A 17,497-nucleotide genomic window follows, 5' to 3' on the forward strand; every position below is an offset into this window, starting at 1 on the left:
GCTAATATAAGGATAATCTTACAGCGCTTAATAAGCCAGGGGCCGCAAATTGCTTGCCAGCTGAATATATCGTTTATAAGATGGCGCCGTTTAAACGTGGAAACGTTACATGATGAGCCGTCCTGAACGACGCCGTAAAAATGAAAAAGTCCCGGGGCTTCGGTTCGTCAGGCGAATGTTTTTGATGAGGGTGCTGGGCACCTTCCTGTGTTTTTTCCCCATTCTTTCCGTGCTCAATGAACAGCAGCGTCCGCCAGCATTTTCGCTTCTGCTCGCGGCGAACGCGTTTATCTGGCCGTGGCTGGCATTCTGGCGCAGCCGACGCGGGCCTGTACCGCTGAGATCGGAACATCAAAATCTGGTGGCTGATGCTGCCGCAGGCGGGTTCTGGATCGCCACCATGCAGCTTAACCCGCTGCCGTCGGTGGTGATAGCCACCATTCTGTTGGCTGACCGCCTCTCCGCAGGCAGCTACCGGCTGATGGCTAAAGGTGCCTGCGCGCTGCTGCTGACGCTGTTTGTCACCTGGGTTATTCAGGGGATGAACGTGGAATGGTACGTCACCCAGCGCACGCTGCTGGCGACGCTGCCGCTGATTGCGCTCTATCTGCTGGCGCTCAGCGCCCTGACCGATGGCATTGCGACGCGGTTGCGTATTAAAAGCCGCGAGCTGGAACATATCGCGATGATGGACCCGTTTCTGGATATTGCCAATCGTCGCCTACTGGAGATGAAGATCAACGCCGAGCTGCATAAGCTCAACGGTCAGTGTCATGCCTCGACGCTGATGTATATCGACATCGATAACTTCAAAACGGTGAACGACCGCTTTGGGCATAAAGTCGGCGATACGCTGCTTATTGCCATGTCGGATATTCTGCGCATCGTGACGCGTCAGACCGATACCCCGGCCAGACTGGGCGGAGATGAAATTGTAGTGCTGCTGCCTGATACCACACTCGATCAGGCCTATGACGTGGGGCGTCGCATAATGGATGCCGTAACGTTGCTGCGATTGTCGCCGGACCGGGCGCTGGATTTCACACTCAGCATCGGGATTGCCAGTGCGGTCAGTTCCATGACGGATGTCGCCGACTGGCTGAAAGCCGCGGATGACGCGCTTTATCAGGCGAAACGCCAGGGAAAAAATCGAATTTTTGCGCATTAATTGTCCACGGGCAGGACAGCCATGCCCGATGCGCTATTCTTAGATTAAACCGTGCCTTACAGGTAATGATATGAAAATACCCGCAACCCCTTACAACGAAGACGAGCGCCTGCGTTCGCTGCAGGAGTCCGGCCTGCTCGACACCGGTCCCTCAGAGCGTTTCGACCGTCTGACGCGCCTGGCGCGCCGCCTGTTTAACACGCCGGTGGCACTGGTGAGCCTGGTGGATCAGGAGCGGCTGTGGCTGAAATCCTGCGACGGCTACAGCGTGCGCCAGGTGCCGCGCGACATTTCGTTTTGCGCCCACGCGATACTTAAAAACGAGCCGCTGATCATTACCGACGCGCTGCAGGATGAACGCTTCTTTGATAACCCGCTGGTGACCGGCGAGGCGAAAATCCGCTTCTATGCCGGCTGCCCGGTGCATCTGCCGGACGGTGCCACCGCCGGCTCGTTCTGCATCATCGATCACGAGCCGCGAGAGTTCGGTGCAGAAGACGTCGCGATGCTGAAAGATCTGGCGGCCATCGTTGAGGATGAGTTTGCGGTGATGAACGCGGCTACCACCGACGAGCTGACCGGGCTGCTGAACCGCCGCGGTTTCAAGGATATGGCAACCTACGCCTTTTCCAGCTCGCGCCGCCGCGCCGAGCCGCTGACGCTGGCGTGTCTCGATCTCGATAAGTTCAAACACATCAACGACACCTGGGGTCATCAGGAGGGCGACGATGCGCTACTGGCGATGGCGGAACTGATGAAAGGCTCGTTCCGCGGTGCTGATCTGCTGGCGCGTCAGGGCGGGGATGAGTTCGCTATCCTGTTTGCCGACACCGATGAAAAGGGTGCCTGGATTGCGATGCAATATCTGACGGAAAAGGTGAATGCGTTTAACGCCTGCACCGAGCGTCCGTGGCGGCTCAACTTCTCCTGGGGCGTAACCGAGTATGATGAAATCGAGCACGGTTCGCTGGCGGCGCTGTTCCAGGCGGCGGACATGCGCATGTACGCGATGAAAAGCAAAGGGAAAAGCTAGCGGTCATTAGTTTTTCCTCTGACGCCCGGGCTTGAGTTAACAGAATGTAAAAAGCATAGTAAATCATTCTCTCAACAGGGCGTCAGGCTATGTCTTTCACTTACTCACCACTTCCTTCCCACGCTATTCTTACCCGTCTCGATGAACTGACTGATGTGCTGATCGACTGCGTCGAGGGCGGCGCATCGGTGAGTTTTATGCTGCCGCTGAGCCGTGAACAGGCCGCCGGATTCTGGCAGCAGGTCGCGCTGGATGTAGCTGCCTCCTCACGCACGCTGCTGGTGTGCGAGGATGCGCAGGGCCGCATCGTCGGGACCGTACAGCTGGTAACCGGGCAGCCGGATAATCAGCCGCACCGCGCCGACGTTTCGAAGTTGCTGGTCCACCGTCGCGCCCGTCGCCAGGGCATCGCTCAGGCGCTGATGGAGCAGCTGGAAGAGGCCGCACGCACCGCCGGTAAAACGCTACTGGTACTGGATACCGCAACCGGCAGTGGGGCGGAGACGTTTTACCGCCAGGCAGGCTGGCAGCATTGCGGCGACATCCCCGGTTACGCCCTGATGCCGGACGGTAAACCATGCGGCACAACAATATTTTATAAGACCTTATAAAATTTTTTATATGTCCGTGCAAATTGATCAAAACGGGGTTTCACTTTAATTGTTTCTGCTACGGTGATTCGGCAATCCTTCAGGTTGTCTGATAATAATTCACCAAGGAAACGACTGTGAAAACTTTGAATCGTCGCGATTTTCCCGGTGCTCACTATCCGGAACGTATCATTCAGTTCGGTGAGGGGAACTTCCTGCGTGCTTTTGTCGACTGGCAAATCGATCTGTTAAATGAACACACCGACCTGAACGCCGGTGTGGTGGTGGTGCGCCCGATTGAGAGCAGCTTTCCACCTTCACTGAGCACCCAGGACGGGCTGTACACCACTATCATTCGCGGACTGAATGAAAAAGGGCAAGCGGTCAGCGATGCGCGTCTGATCCGCTCCGTCAATCGCGAGATTAGCGTTTACGGGGAGTATGAGGAGTTTCTGAAGCTCGCGCACAACCCGGAGATGCGCTTTGTTTTCTCCAATACCACCGAGGCGGGCATCAGCTATCACGCCGGCGACAAATTCAACGACGCGCCCGCCAGCAGCTATCCGGCGAAGCTGACCCGTCTGCTGTTCGAACGCTTCACCCACTTCAACGGCGCGCAGGATAAAGGCTGGGTCATCATTCCCTGTGAGCTTATCGACTATAATGGCGACGCGCTGCGCGAACTGGTGCTGCGTTACGCTCACGAGTGGGCGCTGCCGGCGGCGTTTACGGCCTGGATTGAGAGTGCAAACACCTTCTGCTCAACCCTGGTTGACCGCATCGTTACCGGTTATCCGCGTGATGAAGTCGCCGCGCTGGAAGCGGAACTGGGTTATCACGACGCTTTCCTTGATACCGCCGAGCACTTCTACCTGTTTGTCATCCAGGGACCGGCGTGGCTGGCTCAGGAACTGCGGCTCGATAAGCTGCCGCTCAACGTGCTGATCGTCGATAACATCAAGCCCTATAAAGAGCGCAAAGTCGCCATCCTCAACGGGGCACACACTGCGCTGGTGCCGGTCGCATTCCAGGCCGGGCTGGACACGGTGGGCGAGGCGATGGACGATGCGCAGATCTGCGCGTTCGTGGAAAAAGCGATTCACGACGAGATCATTCCGGTGCTGGATCTCCCGGCCGATGAGCTGCGTTCCTTCGCAGAGGCGGTGGTGAGCCGGTTCCGCAATCCGTATATCAAACACCAGCTGCTCTCCATCGCGCTGAACGGCATGACCAAGTTCCGCACCCGTATTCTGCCGCAGCTGCTGGCAGGGCAGAAGGCTGCGGGCAAAGTCCCGCCGCGCCTGACATTTGCCCTGGCGGCGCTGATCGCGTTTTATCGCGGTGAGCGTGACGGTGTCACTTATGCATTGCAGGATGATGCTCACTGGCTGGAGCGTTACGCTATGCTCTGGCAGCAGCATGGTGACAAACAGCTCAGCACGCGTGAACTGGTTAATGCGGTACTGAATGATGCCGATCACTGGGGGCAGGATCTGACTCAGCTCCCCGGCCTGGCTGAACAAGTAGCGCAGGATCTGGACGCTATTCTCATTAATGGGATGCGTAACGCCGTTGCACCGCTGTGCTAACCACGACCCGGCTCAGGCCGGGTTAAATCTCAGCGCCCAGCGCGGGTAAGTGAAGCGCACCCGCATAAGAAAATGCAGCGCGGGTTAATTTTAGCCACTCATTAGTTACAACATACTTGTTGTTTTCTGATATTCCACATATCAGCATCGACGTTTACTTCGTTAAGCAGCAAAAAAAACGGCCTGTGATGTCACAGACCGCGTCGTTATGAAGAGATGAAATCAGAATTTGTTGGGATACAGACCCAGCAAACGGCGGGTGACGCCGTTGGTCCAGCCGAAGCCATCCTGAAGCGGATATTCACCGCCGCCGCCGGGGCGCGGCAGGGAGTTAGCGATGTGATACTTCTCGATAAGCTTGTGGTGCTGGGTATAGAAGCGCGTCACGGTCTGCAACCAGTTGCGGGCAATCTCATCCGACAGGTCGTCATGGTGATAATTTTTCAGCCCCTGGATAGCCATCCACTGCAACGGTGCCCAGCCGTTGGGTTTATCCCACTGCTCATCGCTTTCCACTTCGGTCGCCAGAATCCCGCCCGGCGTCAGCAGACGCTCGCGGATGTGGTGGGTCAGGGCTTCGGCCTGTTCCGCAGACGCCATGCCGACATACAGCGGTACCACGCAGGCAGCAGAGAAGGACGCCAGCTCATTGCGACGCCAGTCGTAGTCGCGATAGCAGCTGGTGCCGGTATCCCACAGATAGCGGTTAACGGCTTCCAGACGATCGGCGGCTTTACGGCGGAAGCTGGCCGACGTCAGCTCATCTTTCTTCAGACCAGCGATATTTGAAATTGCGGTTTCCAGTTTGTAGAGGAACGCGTTCAGATCCACCGGGATAAACTGCGTGGTGCGGATACTGGCGAGGCGATGCGGATCGCGCAGCCAGCGGGTAGAGTAGTCCCAGCCGGACGCCGCGCCGGCACGCAGATCGCGATAAACTTCCGCCGCCGGGCGACCTGAAAGCTTCGCGGTCTGGACGTCTTCCAGCCAGGACTCATCGCGCGGGGTATCGCGGTCGTCCCAGTAACGGTTTAGCAGCGAGCCGTCCGGCAGGCGCACCACGTGGCGATACGCCTGGTTGGGTGCCAGCGATTCAGCCCCGTCCATCCAGAAGGCGTACTCCATCAGCAGATGGTCGAGATAGCGCCGCGCACCGCGCACGCCATCTTCTTCAAATAGCTCCACCATCAGGGCGAATACCGGCGGCTGCGAGCGGCTCAGGTAATAGGTACGGTTCCCGTTCGGAATATGACCGTAGGTTTCAATCATCCAGGCGAAGTTGTCCGCCATGCAGCGCAGCAGATCGTCGCGGCCGCTTTCGGCCAGGCCCAGCATGGTGAAATAGGAGTCCCAGTAATAGGTCTCACCAAAACGGCCACCCGGCACGATATAGGCCTGGGGCAACGGCAGCAGCGAGGAGAATTCAATGTGGTCCTGCGGCTCGCGGGTTAATACCGGCCACAGGCTATCAATATGTTCCTGCAATGTATTCTCAGGATTTGAAACATAATGACGCGTATTATTTTCCGGCAGATAAAAATTATCCTCGACGAACTTTCGCAGGTCGAAATCACGATTGCGTTTAACCCGGCGATACTTGATAAGAATATCGAGCGGGTCGGATTTGGGCGCGCAGTCGGGGAAGGTTTTGCTGTCGGGGAAAATGCGAGACGACTGCACATGCTCGAACAGTTCGAGATAGCGATCCGCAGGGGTAAGCGCATCGGAAGCGGGCATGCCCTCAATCATTTCCGGTTGCGGCTCAGCGTCGGTCATCTCATCCAGTTTCAGCTCACAGGGGTCCAGCTCATAACGAACTTCTTTCTCTGACTCCCTGGATAGCGGTAAGTGTGTCGCCTTATTAAACATGCTGATTAAGACCTCCAGGTTGTGTATCAGTGTAAAACTAATTTTAGCATCCCTGTTTCGGGCTTTTTCTAAGAATTCATGCTGAATTGTAATAAATACCTGGCGTTGCGCGGGGATACGCAGCGGTCATCAGGGGAGCGCAGCTGATAATGAGATGATTCAGGCTATATCGAGTATATGACAAGAATAAAAAAGGACAGGCTTTTTGCCCGCCCATAATATAAAAGTTTAAAAACTGCCGTTGAGGCTGGATTTTACCCGTAGTTGAGCCTAATCCAGGCTACGCTTTATCTGCTGACATTGACAGGAAAAACCTATGCTTGCGTTGTGGAACACCGGGATCGTTATTCTCACTATTATTATCATGGAAGGCGTGGCGACGTTTGCCCACAAGTACATCATGCACGGCTGGGGATGGGGATGGCATCTGTCGCACCACTCGCCGCGGAAAGGGAAGTTTGAGCTTAACGATATGTATGCCGTGGTGTTTGCGCTGCTTGCTATCGTCCTGATTTATGCCGGCACCGAAGGCTACTGGCCGCTGCAGTGGATCGGCGCGGGAATGACCGGATACGGCATCATCTACTTTATCGTCCACGACGGCCTGGTCCACCAGCGCTGGCCGTTCCGCTATATTCCGCGTCGCGGCTATCTGAAGCGTCTGTATATGGCGCACCGGCTGCATCACGCGGTGCGCGGACGGGAAGGGTGCGTCTCCTTTGGCTTTATTTACGCCCCTCCGGTAGAGAAACTGCAGGCGGTGCTGCGCGCCCGCCACGGACGCCCCGCTAGCGCGGGCGCTGCCAGAGATGCGGATCGCGCGGCGGCCACTCCGCCTTCCGGGAAGCGGTCGCCTGCTTCACGCCGGCGATAACCAGACTGATTTTTTCCGCGCGGGTGGTGCCCTGGCGTTGATCCCAGGCTTTTTCACCCGCCATCAACACCTTCACGCCAATCTCCCGATAAACCCCATGCGCGGTGGCAATGGCCCAGGCAGAGCGCAGCGGTAGCTCGCCCAGCCCGGCCTGCGCCGACTGATAATAGGGCTCCGCCTCAGAGACCAGACGCGCCGCGATGCGCGCCAGCGCCGGACGATTGGCTTTCACGGTAGCGGTCTGCTCGTTCAGCCCCACCTCCGCCAGCCACTGCTGCGGCAGGTAACAGCGTCCGACCTGCGCATCTTCCACGATATCGCGCGCGATATTGGTGAGCTGAAACGCCAGCCCGAGATCGCAGGCGCGATCCAGCGTCTCCTCGTCGCGTACCCCCATCACTCTGGCCATCATCAGGCCAACCACGCCCGCCACGTGATAGCAGTAGCGCAGGGTATCATCGAGGGTGAAATAGCGTTCGTTGCGCACATCCATTGCGTAGCCTTCCAGATGATCGAACGCCTGGCATGGCGGGATGTCATGAGCGAGCGCCACTTCCTGGAACGCGGCAAACGGCGGTTCACTCATCGGCTCGCCCTCATAAGCGCGGCGCGTCATGTCGCGCAGCCGCTGTAATCGGGCTTCCGGGCTGTCGGCAACCTGCTGCTGCACGTTGAACCCGGCGACCTGGCCGTCAATCACGTCGTCACAGTAGCGGCACCAGGTGTAGAGCATCAGCGCGCTGCGCCGCGTGGTTTTGTCGAACAGCTTCGAGGCGGTAGCAAAGCTTTTTGAACCGGCGCTCATGGTGGCGCTGGCATGGTCGAGTAACGGCTGGGACATTACGTCAGATCCTTTAACATTAAGCGGGCGGTCGCTTTCGCAGAACCGATAACTCCGGGTACGCCCGCGCCGGGATGCGTGCCTGCACCCACCAGATAGAGATTCGCGATACGGCTGTCGCGGTTATGCGGGCGGAACCAGGCGCTTTGGGTCAGGATCGGCTCCAGTGAAAAGGCCGAGCCCTGCCAGGCATCGAGGGTATCGCGGAAATCGTCCGGCGTGAACATGCGGTGCGTCACCAGCTGGGAGCGCAGGCCGGGCATGTAGCGCTGCTCCAGATAATCGAAGATACGCTCGCGCAGACGCGGGCCTTCCACACGCCAGTCGAGCGGGGCGTTACCGAGGTGCGGCACCGGGGCCAGCACGTAATAGCTGGCGCAGCCCGGCGGCGCAAGGGATGGATCGGTAACGCAGGGCGCGTGCAAATAGAGCGAAAAGTCCTCAGAGAGGTGGTCAGCCGTGAAAATTTCATCGATCAGCTCTTTATAACGTGGGCCGAAGCAGACGGTGTGGTGCGCCAGCTGCTGGTGATGATGGTTCAGCCCAAAGTAGAGCACAAACAGCGAGTTGCTCATACGTTTGCGTTTCAGCGCTGCGGCCTTCGCTTTGCCGCGCGGATGATGCCCGAGCAGCTTCGCGTAGGTGTTCACCACATCGCCATTAGAGGCCACCGCCCCGGCGTCGAGCCGCCGTCCGTCCGCCAGATGCACGGCGGTGACGCGATTATCCGCCGTCTCCAGTCGTTCCACCCGGGCATTCAGCTCCAGCGTACCGCCGAGATCCTCAAACAGTCTGACCATCCCCTGCACCAGCGCCCCGGTGCCGCCGCGCGGGAACCACACCCCCCATTCGCGCTCAAGGGCGTGGATCAGGGTGTAGATCGAGGAGGTCGAAAACGGGTTACCGCCCACCAGCAGGGAGTGGAAGGAGAAGGCCTGCCGCAGATGCTCGTCCTGCACAAACGCCGACACCTTGTCGTAAACGCTGCGCCACGCCTGTAGTCGCGCCAGCTGTGGCCCAGCGCGCAGCATATCCTTAAACGAGAGAAACGGCACCGCGCCAAGCTTAAGATAGCCCTCGGCGAACACCGCGCGGGAGTAGTCAAGAAAACGGTGATAGCCCGCCACGTCGTCAGGATTGAGGCGCGCGATCTGCTGCTCCAGCGCCGCCTGATCGTTGGCGTAATCGAACACCTCGCCATCCTCCCAGCACAGACGGTAAAACGGCGTTACCGGCATCAGCTCCACGTAATCGTCCAGTCGTTTTCCGGCAAGGGTGAACAGCTCCTCAATTGCCGACGGATCGGTGATCACCGTCGGCCCGGCGTCAAAGGTAAATCCCTGGTCCTGATACACGTAGGCGCGGCCGCCCGGCTTATCGCGGCTCTCAAGCAGCGTTGTCTGGACGCCGGCCGCCTGCAAGCGAATAGCCAGCGCCAGGCCGCCAAATCCGGCACCGATGACAATTGTTGGTTTCATTTTTTGGCTCGCAAAGGGTGATGAGTGTGCAGCAGGGCTTTCAGCGCCCCGACCACCGGCACCGGCGGTTTTCCCATCAGGATCCGCAGTTTGTCGGTGGCCTGAAGCTGGCCGGCATAAAAGCGGGCAATCAGCTGCTCATCAAGTTGATAAAAACGTTGCATCACGCGCCAGCGCTGGTCCGGTGCGCCGGCGAGAAACAGCATGCGGTTGAGCAGACGGAAATACCCCTGCGTCTGCCAGTGGTGACCGGCGAAGCGCGCAATCAGATCGAACAGCGCCGCCTGATGCAGCGAGGGCGCGTTAGCGATACGGTCCGCCAGCCTGACGGCCAGCGGCAGGGAGTAGCCGGTAGTGGCGTGGAACAGTCCGGCGCGCAGCCCGCTTACCGGCTGGCGGCGCAGCGCCTGCCAGAAGGCCGCGTTGTCGCCGGCGAGAGTGATCGGCAGTGAACCCTGTTCTTCACGCACAAGTTCGCTTAGCTGCCAGCCCTGGTCGCGGGCATAGTCGGCGATGTGCTGCCGGGCGACGCTGGCATCAAGCTGCGCGCCGTCAATATAGTGGGTGTCTTCGATCAGCACCCGATCAGCGCTCAGGGGCAGGGTGTAAACGAAGCGATACCCGGCACCCTGAGCCACCCGGGCATCCATCAGGATCGGGCGCTGCAGGCCATGCGGCCGCGCCAGCCGCCACTCCTGGCCGACAAACGACTGATAGCCAATAGTGAGATGCGGTGACGGCCGGGAGCCGCGCCCGTCGATCACTGCTCCGGCGGTAAAGCGGCGTCCGTCGCTCAGTTCCACTTCGCGATCGGTTATGCGTGACACCGTCACATTGGTCAAAAGATGTTCCTGCAGCAGGGCGGAAATAGCCTGAGCAAAGCGTTCCGAGGTCACGGTGAAATAATCATGCGGCAGGGTGCGCGTCAGGTCGGGGAAATGCACATCGTAGCCCTGCCAGCGGTGGCCCACCAGCGGTGCCAGCCAGCTATGCTGTGCCGGGGTAAGATCGCCCTGATGAAAGGACCAGGTATGATTTCCGCCCGGCGCGTCGCCGCTCTCAAGCATCAGAATGGTCAGCGTCGGATGGCGCTGCTTCAGCCGCCAGGCAATCAGCCCGTTCGCCAGCCCGCCGCCCACCAGAATCAGATCCCATGTTTTCATCGCAAAATCCCGTCCCTGGTGAAGTGTTGCGTCACAACGCTGTGCCGCGGGTTACCGGGAGCAGCGGCGCGCGTTTCAGCGCCTGCAGGCTGTCGCAGCCGGTGCAGAAGCAGGCCACGCGCAGCTGCTCAATCAGGGTCTGGAAATGCGCGATCACCGCCTCGCCCGAGGCGTTAGCGTGGGCCAGCACGGCAGCGGCCTGGCCGACCAGATCCGCCCCCAATGCAATCGCTTTTGCGGCATCGATGCCGTTGCTGACGCCGCCGGAGGCGATGAGCGGCATAGCGGGCAGCGCCTGGCGTACCCGGCGCAGCGCATCGGCGGTAGGGATGCCCCAGTCAGCGAAGGCCATAGCAACGTTACGCTCGCGCAGCGTCGGCGCGCGTTCGGCTTCCACCGCCGCCCAGCTGGTGCCGCCTGCGCCGGCAACGTCGATCATCCCCACGCCAACCTCTGCCAGCTGACAGGCGACGGCGGGGGCGATACCGGCACCCACTTCTTTCACCACTACCGGCACCGGCAGGGCGCGTACCACCGACGCGATGGCATCAAGAATGCCGCGCCAGTCGCGGTCCCCGCCGCGCTGCAGCGCCTCCTGAAGCGGATTGAGATGTACGATCAGCGCATCGGCTTCAATCATCTCCACCGCCCGCCGGGCATAGTCCAGCCCCTGAGCGCCGCGGATCTGCGCCGCCCCGAGGTTCGCCAGCAGCGGCACGTCGGGCGCGATACGCCGCAGTTCCGCTTCCAGGCCGTGTCGCGCACCGTGCTCCAGCGCCACGCGCTGTGAGCCAACGCCCATCGCCAGCCCCAGCGTCTGGGCCGCTTCGGCGAGGTGGCGGTTAATGTCGGTGGCGCGGGCCGCACCGCCGGTCATGGAGCTGATCAGCACCGGTGCATTAAGGGTGCGTGTAAAGAAGGGCGTGGTGAGATTGACTGCATCGAGATCCAGTTCAGGCAGGGCGCAGTGTTCGAAGCGCCAGTCGTCAAAGCCGGTACGGATGGTGTTCACCGCCCGGCCAGGGTTAAGCACGATATCAAGGTGGTCATTTTTACGCTGAACCAGGTGCGCGTCCTTCATGCGGTCTCCGCTCATTTTCCGTGACTGTCAGGGTAGTGCTTAGCTGAACGCCGCCAGCTGCTGGGTAAACCAGGCGCGCATAAAGCGACGCGTAGCCTGGTTTTTGCCGCAGGCGCGTGAAAAATGCGCTTCGGCGCTGCACAGGTGGGTATCGAGGCGCTGGCGCACCGCGTCGGCACCCAGCATGGCGACCAGCGTGGATTTGCCGGCGTCCTTGTTGATGTCTTTTCCGGTGCCGGCATGGCCGTCTGCCAGATCGTCCAGCAGCTGAAACGCCTGGCCCAGATCCCGGGCGATGCAGCGCATCTTGTCGCGCACCGGCGTGGCGGCACCCGCAGCCAGCGCGGCCAGCTGCAGCGTGGCGCTGAACAGCACGCTGGTTTTCAGTTCGTTGGTGGTGGCGATGGCTTCCGGGCTGCGCGCGCTGCTGCCTTCGCGCAGATCTTTATACTGGCCGAGCACCAGCCCTTGCGTGCCGACCGCCGTCGAGAGTTCAGCCACCGCCTGCGCGCGAGCCTCCGGTGCCAGGCCTTCCGCCGCTGCCACCACGCCAAACGCATGGCTGAGCAGGGCGACCGCCGCCAGGATCGCCACGTCTTCGCCAAACTGACGATGGATAGTGGGGCGCCCACGGCGCATCGCCGCGTTATCCATGCAGGGAATATCGTCGAGAATCAGTGAGGAGGCGTGGATCATCTCCACCGCGCAGGCCATATCCAGCAGGCCGGGGTGGTTACGATCGCAGCCGAGATCGCGCGCTGCCAGGATCAGCAGCAGGGGGCGGATGCGTTTGCCCGGCGCCAGCACGCCTTCACGCATGGCTGCGCTGACCCGGTCATTAGCATCGCCGGCGGGCAACAGCACATCAAGGCGTTGCTGAAGCGCAGCGTGCAGCTCGCGCAGGTCGCCGTCATGTCCGGAAGAAGGGTGATACAAAGTTGTCATGGCTTACCCGAAGTCTCGCAATCAATGGTGATAATAGTGCTGACCCACAACGGGAAAATCAGCCTGGGCTGTGCGACGCGCACCCTAAATTAGTACAAATACAATTTCCTTGTATAGGTTTAGATGAAAAACGGCGCTGTGGCGATGCTATGTGCTTAAAGTCTGGCTGAAAATTGAAAATTTTCCGTTATTTTTTGTCAGGGGACGTCGGGCGGGAAAGGAAGCGGCGCGCAGCACGATTCCCTGCATTGAAAGGGATACCGGGTTCGCGATCCCGCCACCAACCCGGCGTGTTTTCACTGTTGCGTCGGCGGCGCATCCTCGTTCAGCGCCTGGGCGGCGCAGATCAGCGCCAGATGGCTCAGCCCCTGGGGCAGGTTGCCGCGCCACTCCCCGGTGCGCACGTCGAACATTTCGTTGAAGGTCTCCACGTTGCCGCGATCGCACAGCGCGTCGAGGATCTCGCTCATTGCCGCTTCGGCCTCATCGTTTTTGCCCATCGACGCCAGCGCCTCAACCAGCCAGAACGAGCAGGCGACAAAGGTACTCTCCTCGTTTTCTACGTCGCTGTAGCGGTAGAGCATCGGCGTACCCTGGCCCAGCTCTTCACGGATAGCACGATAGGTGGAGAGCATGCGCTGCGGATTAACCGTCTTACCGTACTGATGCACCAGCGCCAGGGCAGCATCCAGCCGCGAATCGTCCCCGACGTAGAATACGTAAGCCTGCTTGCTTTCAGACCAGCAGTGGGTTTCTACCCAGTCGCGAATGCGGTCGCGCTCGCGTCGCCAGCGGTCAATCCACGTCGGTTCGATGTGCTTCTCTTCCGCCATCGCCACCGCACAGTCGAGCGCCAGCCAGCAGGCCATCTTCGAGTGGGTATAGTGCTGAAAGTCGTGCAGCTCCCAGATGCCCGAATCCTTCTGACGCCAGTGATCGGCGCAGCAGTTCGCCAACTCGCCCAGCAGCCGCGAAGTAGTGAGGTCGAGAACGTGCCCGGCTTCGATAAACAGCTGGGCGGTGGCGAGCATATCGCCGTACATGCTGAGCTGAAGCTGATCCCGGGCGTTATTGCCGACGCGCACCGGGAGCGAATCTCTGTAACCACGCAGCGGCGGAAAACGCTCTTCCGGCACGATATCGCCCTCAAGGGTGTAGCAGGCGCGCATTTCCGGCCCGTGGCGAATAATGGTTTTTGACAGCCAGGAGAACGCGGCTTTGCAGTCCTCCAGCGAGCCTAAAAACACGAAGGCTTTGATGATCAGGCAGGCATCGCGCACCCAGGCGTAGCGGTAGTCGTAGTTCTTCTCACCGCCGATCCCTTCCGGCAGTGAGGTAGTGGCCGCTGCGGCCAGCGCCCCGGTCGGAGAGTACCAGAGAAACTTCAGCGCCAGCGCCGAGCGCTTCACATGATTTTCATGCCGCCCACGGTAAGTCAGGTTTTTTGACCAGTCGCACCAGGCGGTATGGCTGGTTTCGATACGCTGGTCGATCGCCGCCAGATCCGGCACCGCCAGCGGCTCTTTCTCGGTCACCAGCAGGGCGACCAGCGAGCGCGAACCGGGGGAGGTCTGCAGCGTCGCGGTCACCTTCTCATCGTCGCAGTGGTCGATAATCACATCGTCGCTGGTGCGCAGCATCGCCATCAGATCGGCAATATGAAACACGTCCCCCTGGAAGGTGTTAGCCATCCACGGGGAACGGGTTTCGGCGCGGGTGCCGAAGCGCAGACTAAGGCGCAGGGTGACGCTGCCCTCCAGCCCTTCCACGCGCCGCGCCAGCTCGCTCCACGGCAGCCGTCCGGCAAGGGTGCTGTTAAGGGATTCGGTGAACAGCACCGCACCGGTGTCGGTATCGAAGCGGGTTTCCAGCACGTTGCTGTCGGCGCGGTACTGACGGCTGACGCGGTAGGGCTGTGTCGGCTCAAGCTGAAAATAGCCGCCGATACCGGGGTCGAGAATGCGATCGAACAGCGGAGGGGAATCGAGGTTAGGGGCGCACCACCAGTCGATGGAGCCATCCGGCGCAATCAGGGCCACCGAGCGTCCTTCGCCAATGGCGGCATAGTCGCCCAGCCCGGCAAATCCGTCCTGTCTCACAGGTGAGTGATAGTTTTTATTTTTCACGTGATGATTGTCTTTCTCAGGCACCAAAAAAACGTGGCTACAATGCGTAGCCACGTGGATTATTTTTTGTGAAGCGTTACAGCGTGCCGGTACCGCCGTCAGAGCACCATACCTGGCCGGAGCTGAAGCTGCTTTCCTGGGACGCCATCAGCACGTAGAGCGGGGCGATCTCCGCCGGCTGACCCGGACGGCCCAGCGGGGCGCTGGCCCCGAACTGCATCACTTTTTCCTGCGGCTGGCCACCGCTGGACTGCAGCGGCGTCCAGTACGGCCCCGGTGCAATGGCGTTGACGCGAATACCTTCTTTGCCGAGCTGCTTCGCCAGCGATTTGGTGAAGGCGACGATAGAGGCTTTGGTTTGCGCGTAATCCAGCAGGATATCGCTCGGGTTGTAGGCCTGCACCGAAGAGGTGTTAATGATCGACGCCCCGCGTGGCAGGTGGTCTACCGCCGCTTTGGTGATCCAGAACATCGCGTAGACGTTGGTTTTAAAGGTCGCGTCGAAATCTTCCGTCGACAGGGTGCGGATCGACTCGTTGAACTGCTGGCGACCGGCGTTGTTCACCAGAATGTCCAGCCCGCCCAGTTTCTCAACCGCCTCTTTGACCAGCGACTGACAAAATGCTTCGCTGCGGATATCGCCCGGAATGGCAATGGCTTTGCGGCCTTCGGCTTCAATGAGCTTGATCACTTCTGCGGCATCCGACTCTTCTTCCGGCAGATAGTTGATGGCGACGTCAGCGCCTTCGCGGGCATAGGCAATTGCCACCGCACGTCCAATACCCGAGTCACCACCGGTGATCAGCGCTTTACGACCGGTCAGACGCCCGCTGCCGCGATAGCTTTTTTCACCGTGGTCCGGCACCGGGATCATTTTGCTGGCCAGGCCCGGAACGGGCTGGGGCTGCTCAGCAAAAGGCGGGGTCGGATAGTCGGCGGCAACGATGGATTTGTTCGTTTGCGTAGTCATACGTAGCTCCTTGAACGTCGTTTTCAGGTGACTTTAAGCCTGGCACAGATGTGATATTTGTCACATTTGATGCGCCATAACGGCGCGGCATTGCCGGGCGAAGCCGCAGCATACCGGGGCTGAGCGCAGGAAATTTTTTTCGCGGGCGCGCGCAGAATCCTGCGCCATTTCAGCGCTCTGTTATGCTTAGCAGAAGCAGAATCACGGGAGAGATCGCTTTGCCACTTGGAAAACAGATATCGGGCGCGCTGGCGCTGGACTCGTCGCTGGGGCGCACCATCGCGCTGTTTATGACCCTGCTGCTGCTGGCGGGCATCCTGACCAGCGCCTGGACGCTGGATCGCTCATGGCAGCGTACCGTCGAAGACACCGAGCGCAATGCGGTTAACCTCTCTATCTCCCAGGCGCGCCAGGCGGAAGATACTTTTTTGCAAATTGAGCTGGCGCTGACCGACGTTCGTCGTAGCCTGGCAATGGAAAATATCTCCACCATTGATGCCGGGAAGTACCACGTATTGCTGGAAGAGCTAACGCGAAAACTGCCGCAGCTGCACGGCATGTTTATCTATGATGCGCAGGGCAACTGGAAAGCCACCTCTTATAATCACGCCCCGGCCACTGCCAATAATGGCGATCGGGAATACTTTATCTATCACCGGGAAAACCCCCGCGGCGGCATTCATATCGGGCAAGTGATCAGGAGCCGCACCACCAACGATCTCATCATCCCGGTTTCTGTACGCATCAACGATCCGGCGGGCGGCTTCGCCGGGGTGATCCTCGCCACCGTCACCATCGATTACTTCCGCCATTTCTATAACTATTTCGAACTGGAGGGGCGCGATCTGCTGGCGATGATGAACGTTGACGGCACCGCAATCTACGTGCGTCCGTTCCCGGATTCGGTGATCAACCGCAACCTCTCCTCCAGCCCGCTGTTTACCCGCGAACTGACCCAGAAAGATCGCGGCAGCGCCACCTGGACCTCGGCTGTTGACAACATTGAGCGCATTTTCGGCTTCGCCCGGCTGGAGCGTTACCCGCTGGTGGTCGCCGCCGGGTATGACAAACCGGCGCTGTGGTCGCGCTGGCTGCGCGACAGCCTGCCGGAGATTATTCTCAGCGTCGTCTTTTCCCTGGGTGTGCTGCTTATCGGCAGCGTGGTATTCCGCCAGGTGCGCCTGAATGTGAAGAATCAGGTGGAGCTGGCAACCCTGCGGGATGAGCTGACCAGCATCAACCATACGTTACAGACCATGGCGCTGGCAGATGGCCTGACCGGGCTGGCCAACCGCCGCCAGTTTGAACTGACGCTGGCCGCGCAGCTTAAACACGCCGAACGCCGCGGTACGCCGCTGTCGCTGGTGATGATCGATGTGGATTACTTTAAAAACTACAACGATACCTACGGCCATGTGGCGGGAGATGAGTGCCTGCGCCGGGTCGGCGATGCGCTGAGCACGGTTCCGGCAGGGCCGAACGCCCTGATTGCGCGCTATGGCGGCGAAGAGTTTGCCATGATCCTGCCGGACACCGAACGTGAAGCCGCCCTGAAGCTGGCGCAACACGCGGTAGAGAACGTGCGCGCGCTGCGCATTCCCCACAGCGCCACTCAGGTGGCGGCGCAAATCGTGACCATCAGCGCCGGGAGTTACACCCTGCGCCAGGCGGGCAGCGATCTGGACGCGCTGACGATCAAGGAGAATGCGGATAAGGCACTGTATGAAGCCAAGACCGCCGGCAAGGATCGGGCGCTGTCGGCGTAATGGT

14 protein-coding genes are annotated in these 17,497 nt (G+C 59.9%); 6 read left to right on the forward strand and 8 right to left on the reverse strand.

All coding sequences use genetic code 11. The features are described from left to right. Positions 1–175 precede the first annotated feature (175 nt). From KFZ77_RS09145 to KFZ77_RS09160, 4 genes are all read left to right on the forward strand, one after another. Entirely contained in the window at positions 176–1,168 is a 993-nt protein-coding gene (locus KFZ77_RS09145; protein WP_264386073.1) for a sensor domain-containing diguanylate cyclase, read from the forward strand. Positions 1,169–1,238: 70 nt separating this feature from the next. After that, positions 1,239–2,201 (forward strand): sensor domain-containing diguanylate cyclase, encoded by a 963-nt coding sequence (locus KFZ77_RS09150; RefSeq protein WP_264386074.1) that lies wholly within the window; start codon positions 1,239–1,241, stop codon positions 2,199–2,201. Positions 2,202–2,290: 89 nt separating this feature from the next. Continuing rightward, positions 2,291–2,812, forward strand: coding sequence for a GNAT family N-acetyltransferase (locus KFZ77_RS09155; protein WP_031522742.1), 522 nt, complete (start codon positions 2,291–2,293; stop codon positions 2,810–2,812). A gap of 116 nt (positions 2,813–2,928) precedes the next feature. Then, complete coding sequence (locus KFZ77_RS09160) at positions 2,929–4,380, forward strand: tagaturonate reductase (protein ID WP_264386075.1); 1,452 nt, start codon at positions 2,929–2,931, stop codon at positions 4,378–4,380. 222 nt (positions 4,381–4,602) lie between these two features. Here the strand turns inward: KFZ77_RS09160 and KFZ77_RS09165 are convergent, their stop codons facing one another. Next, complete coding sequence (locus KFZ77_RS09165) at positions 4,603–6,249, reverse strand: alpha,alpha-trehalase (RefSeq protein WP_031522748.1); 1,647 nt, start codon at positions 6,247–6,249, stop codon at positions 4,603–4,605. 316 nt (positions 6,250–6,565) lie between these two features. Here KFZ77_RS09165 and KFZ77_RS09170 point away from each other — a divergent pair, with 316 nt between their 5' ends. Further along, entirely contained in the window at positions 6,566–7,123 is a 558-nt protein-coding gene (locus KFZ77_RS09170; protein WP_051640535.1) for a sterol desaturase family protein, read from the forward strand. Here the strand turns inward: KFZ77_RS09170 and crtB are convergent. The 7 genes from crtB to KFZ77_RS09205 form a co-directional block, all read right to left on the reverse strand. Continuing rightward, entirely contained in the window at positions 7,038–7,964 is a 927-nt protein-coding gene (gene crtB / locus KFZ77_RS09175) for a 15-cis-phytoene synthase CrtB (protein WP_031522752.1), read from the reverse strand. The two genes, KFZ77_RS09170 and crtB, sit on opposite strands and share 86 nt — an antisense overlap. Then, complete coding sequence (locus KFZ77_RS09180; protein ID WP_264386076.1) at positions 7,964–9,442, reverse strand: phytoene desaturase; 1,479 nt, start codon at positions 9,440–9,442, stop codon at positions 7,964–7,966. Before KFZ77_RS09180 ends, crtB begins: the two co-directional genes overlap by 1 nt. After that, positions 9,439–10,605, reverse strand: coding sequence for a lycopene beta-cyclase CrtY (crtY, locus tag KFZ77_RS09185; protein WP_264386077.1), 1,167 nt, complete (start codon positions 10,603–10,605; stop codon positions 9,439–9,441). Before crtY ends, KFZ77_RS09180 begins: the two co-directional genes overlap by 4 nt. A gap of 31 nt (positions 10,606–10,636) precedes the next feature. Beyond that, a complete protein-coding gene (gene fni / locus KFZ77_RS09190; protein ID WP_264386078.1) occupies positions 10,637–11,686 on the reverse strand; it encodes a type 2 isopentenyl-diphosphate Delta-isomerase in 1,050 nt (349 codons plus the stop codon). A gap of 39 nt (positions 11,687–11,725) precedes the next feature. Beyond that, positions 11,726–12,631: a polyprenyl synthetase family protein gene (locus KFZ77_RS09195; protein WP_264386079.1), complete on the reverse strand. Its 906-nt coding sequence runs from the start codon at positions 12,629–12,631 to the stop codon at positions 11,726–11,728. Positions 12,632–12,927: 296 nt separating this feature from the next. After that, a complete protein-coding gene (locus tag KFZ77_RS09200) occupies positions 12,928–14,757 on the reverse strand; it encodes a glycoside hydrolase family 15 protein (protein WP_264386080.1) in 1,830 nt (609 codons plus the stop codon). A gap of 76 nt (positions 14,758–14,833) precedes the next feature. Next, entirely contained in the window at positions 14,834–15,727 is an 894-nt protein-coding gene (locus KFZ77_RS09205; protein WP_264386081.1) for an SDR family oxidoreductase, read from the reverse strand. Positions 15,728–15,945: 218 nt separating this feature from the next. Here KFZ77_RS09205 and KFZ77_RS09210 point away from each other — a divergent pair, with 218 nt between their 5' ends. Beyond that, positions 15,946–17,493 (forward strand): sensor domain-containing diguanylate cyclase, encoded by a 1,548-nt coding sequence (locus KFZ77_RS09210; RefSeq protein ID WP_264386082.1) that lies wholly within the window; start codon positions 15,946–15,948, stop codon positions 17,491–17,493. Positions 17,494–17,497: the final 4 nt, after the last annotated feature.

The sequence above is a fragment of the Siccibacter colletis genome, from assembly GCF_025914095.1.
Taxonomy (GTDB): domain Bacteria; phylum Pseudomonadota; class Gammaproteobacteria; order Enterobacterales; family Enterobacteriaceae; genus Siccibacter; species Siccibacter colletis.

Bases quoted from the DNA above. Each gene is read 5' to 3' on its own strand.
- KFZ77_RS09165 (WP_031522748.1), bottom strand. From the start codon at position 6,249: ATGTTTAATAAGGCGACACACTTACCGCTATCCAGGGAGTCAGAGAAA.
- KFZ77_RS09145 (WP_264386073.1), top strand. From the start codon at position 176: ATGTTTTTGATGAGGGTGCTGGGCACCTTCCTGTGTTTTTTCCCCATT.
- KFZ77_RS09155 (WP_031522742.1), top strand. From the start codon at position 2,291: ATGTCTTTCACTTACTCACCACTTCCTTCCCACGCTATTCTTACCCGT.
- KFZ77_RS09180 (WP_264386076.1), bottom strand. From the start codon at position 9,442: ATGAAACCAACAATTGTCATCGGTGCCGGATTTGGCGGCCTGGCGCTG.
- KFZ77_RS09150 (WP_264386074.1), top strand. From the start codon at position 1,239: ATGAAAATACCCGCAACCCCTTACAACGAAGACGAGCGCCTGCGTTCG.
- crtB (WP_031522752.1), bottom strand. From the start codon at position 7,964: ATGTCCCAGCCGTTACTCGACCATGCCAGCGCCACCATGAGCGCCGGT.
- KFZ77_RS09195 (WP_264386079.1), bottom strand. From the start codon at position 12,631: ATGACAACTTTGTATCACCCTTCTTCCGGACATGACGGCGACCTGCGC.
- crtY (WP_264386077.1), bottom strand. From the start codon at position 10,605: ATGAAAACATGGGATCTGATTCTGGTGGGCGGCGGGCTGGCGAACGGG.
- fni (WP_264386078.1), bottom strand. From the start codon at position 11,686: ATGAAGGACGCGCACCTGGTTCAGCGTAAAAATGACCACCTTGATATC.
- KFZ77_RS09205 (WP_264386081.1), bottom strand. From the start codon at position 15,727: ATGACTACGCAAACGAACAAATCCATCGTTGCCGCCGACTATCCGACC.
- KFZ77_RS09170 (WP_051640535.1), top strand. From the start codon at position 6,566: ATGCTTGCGTTGTGGAACACCGGGATCGTTATTCTCACTATTATTATC.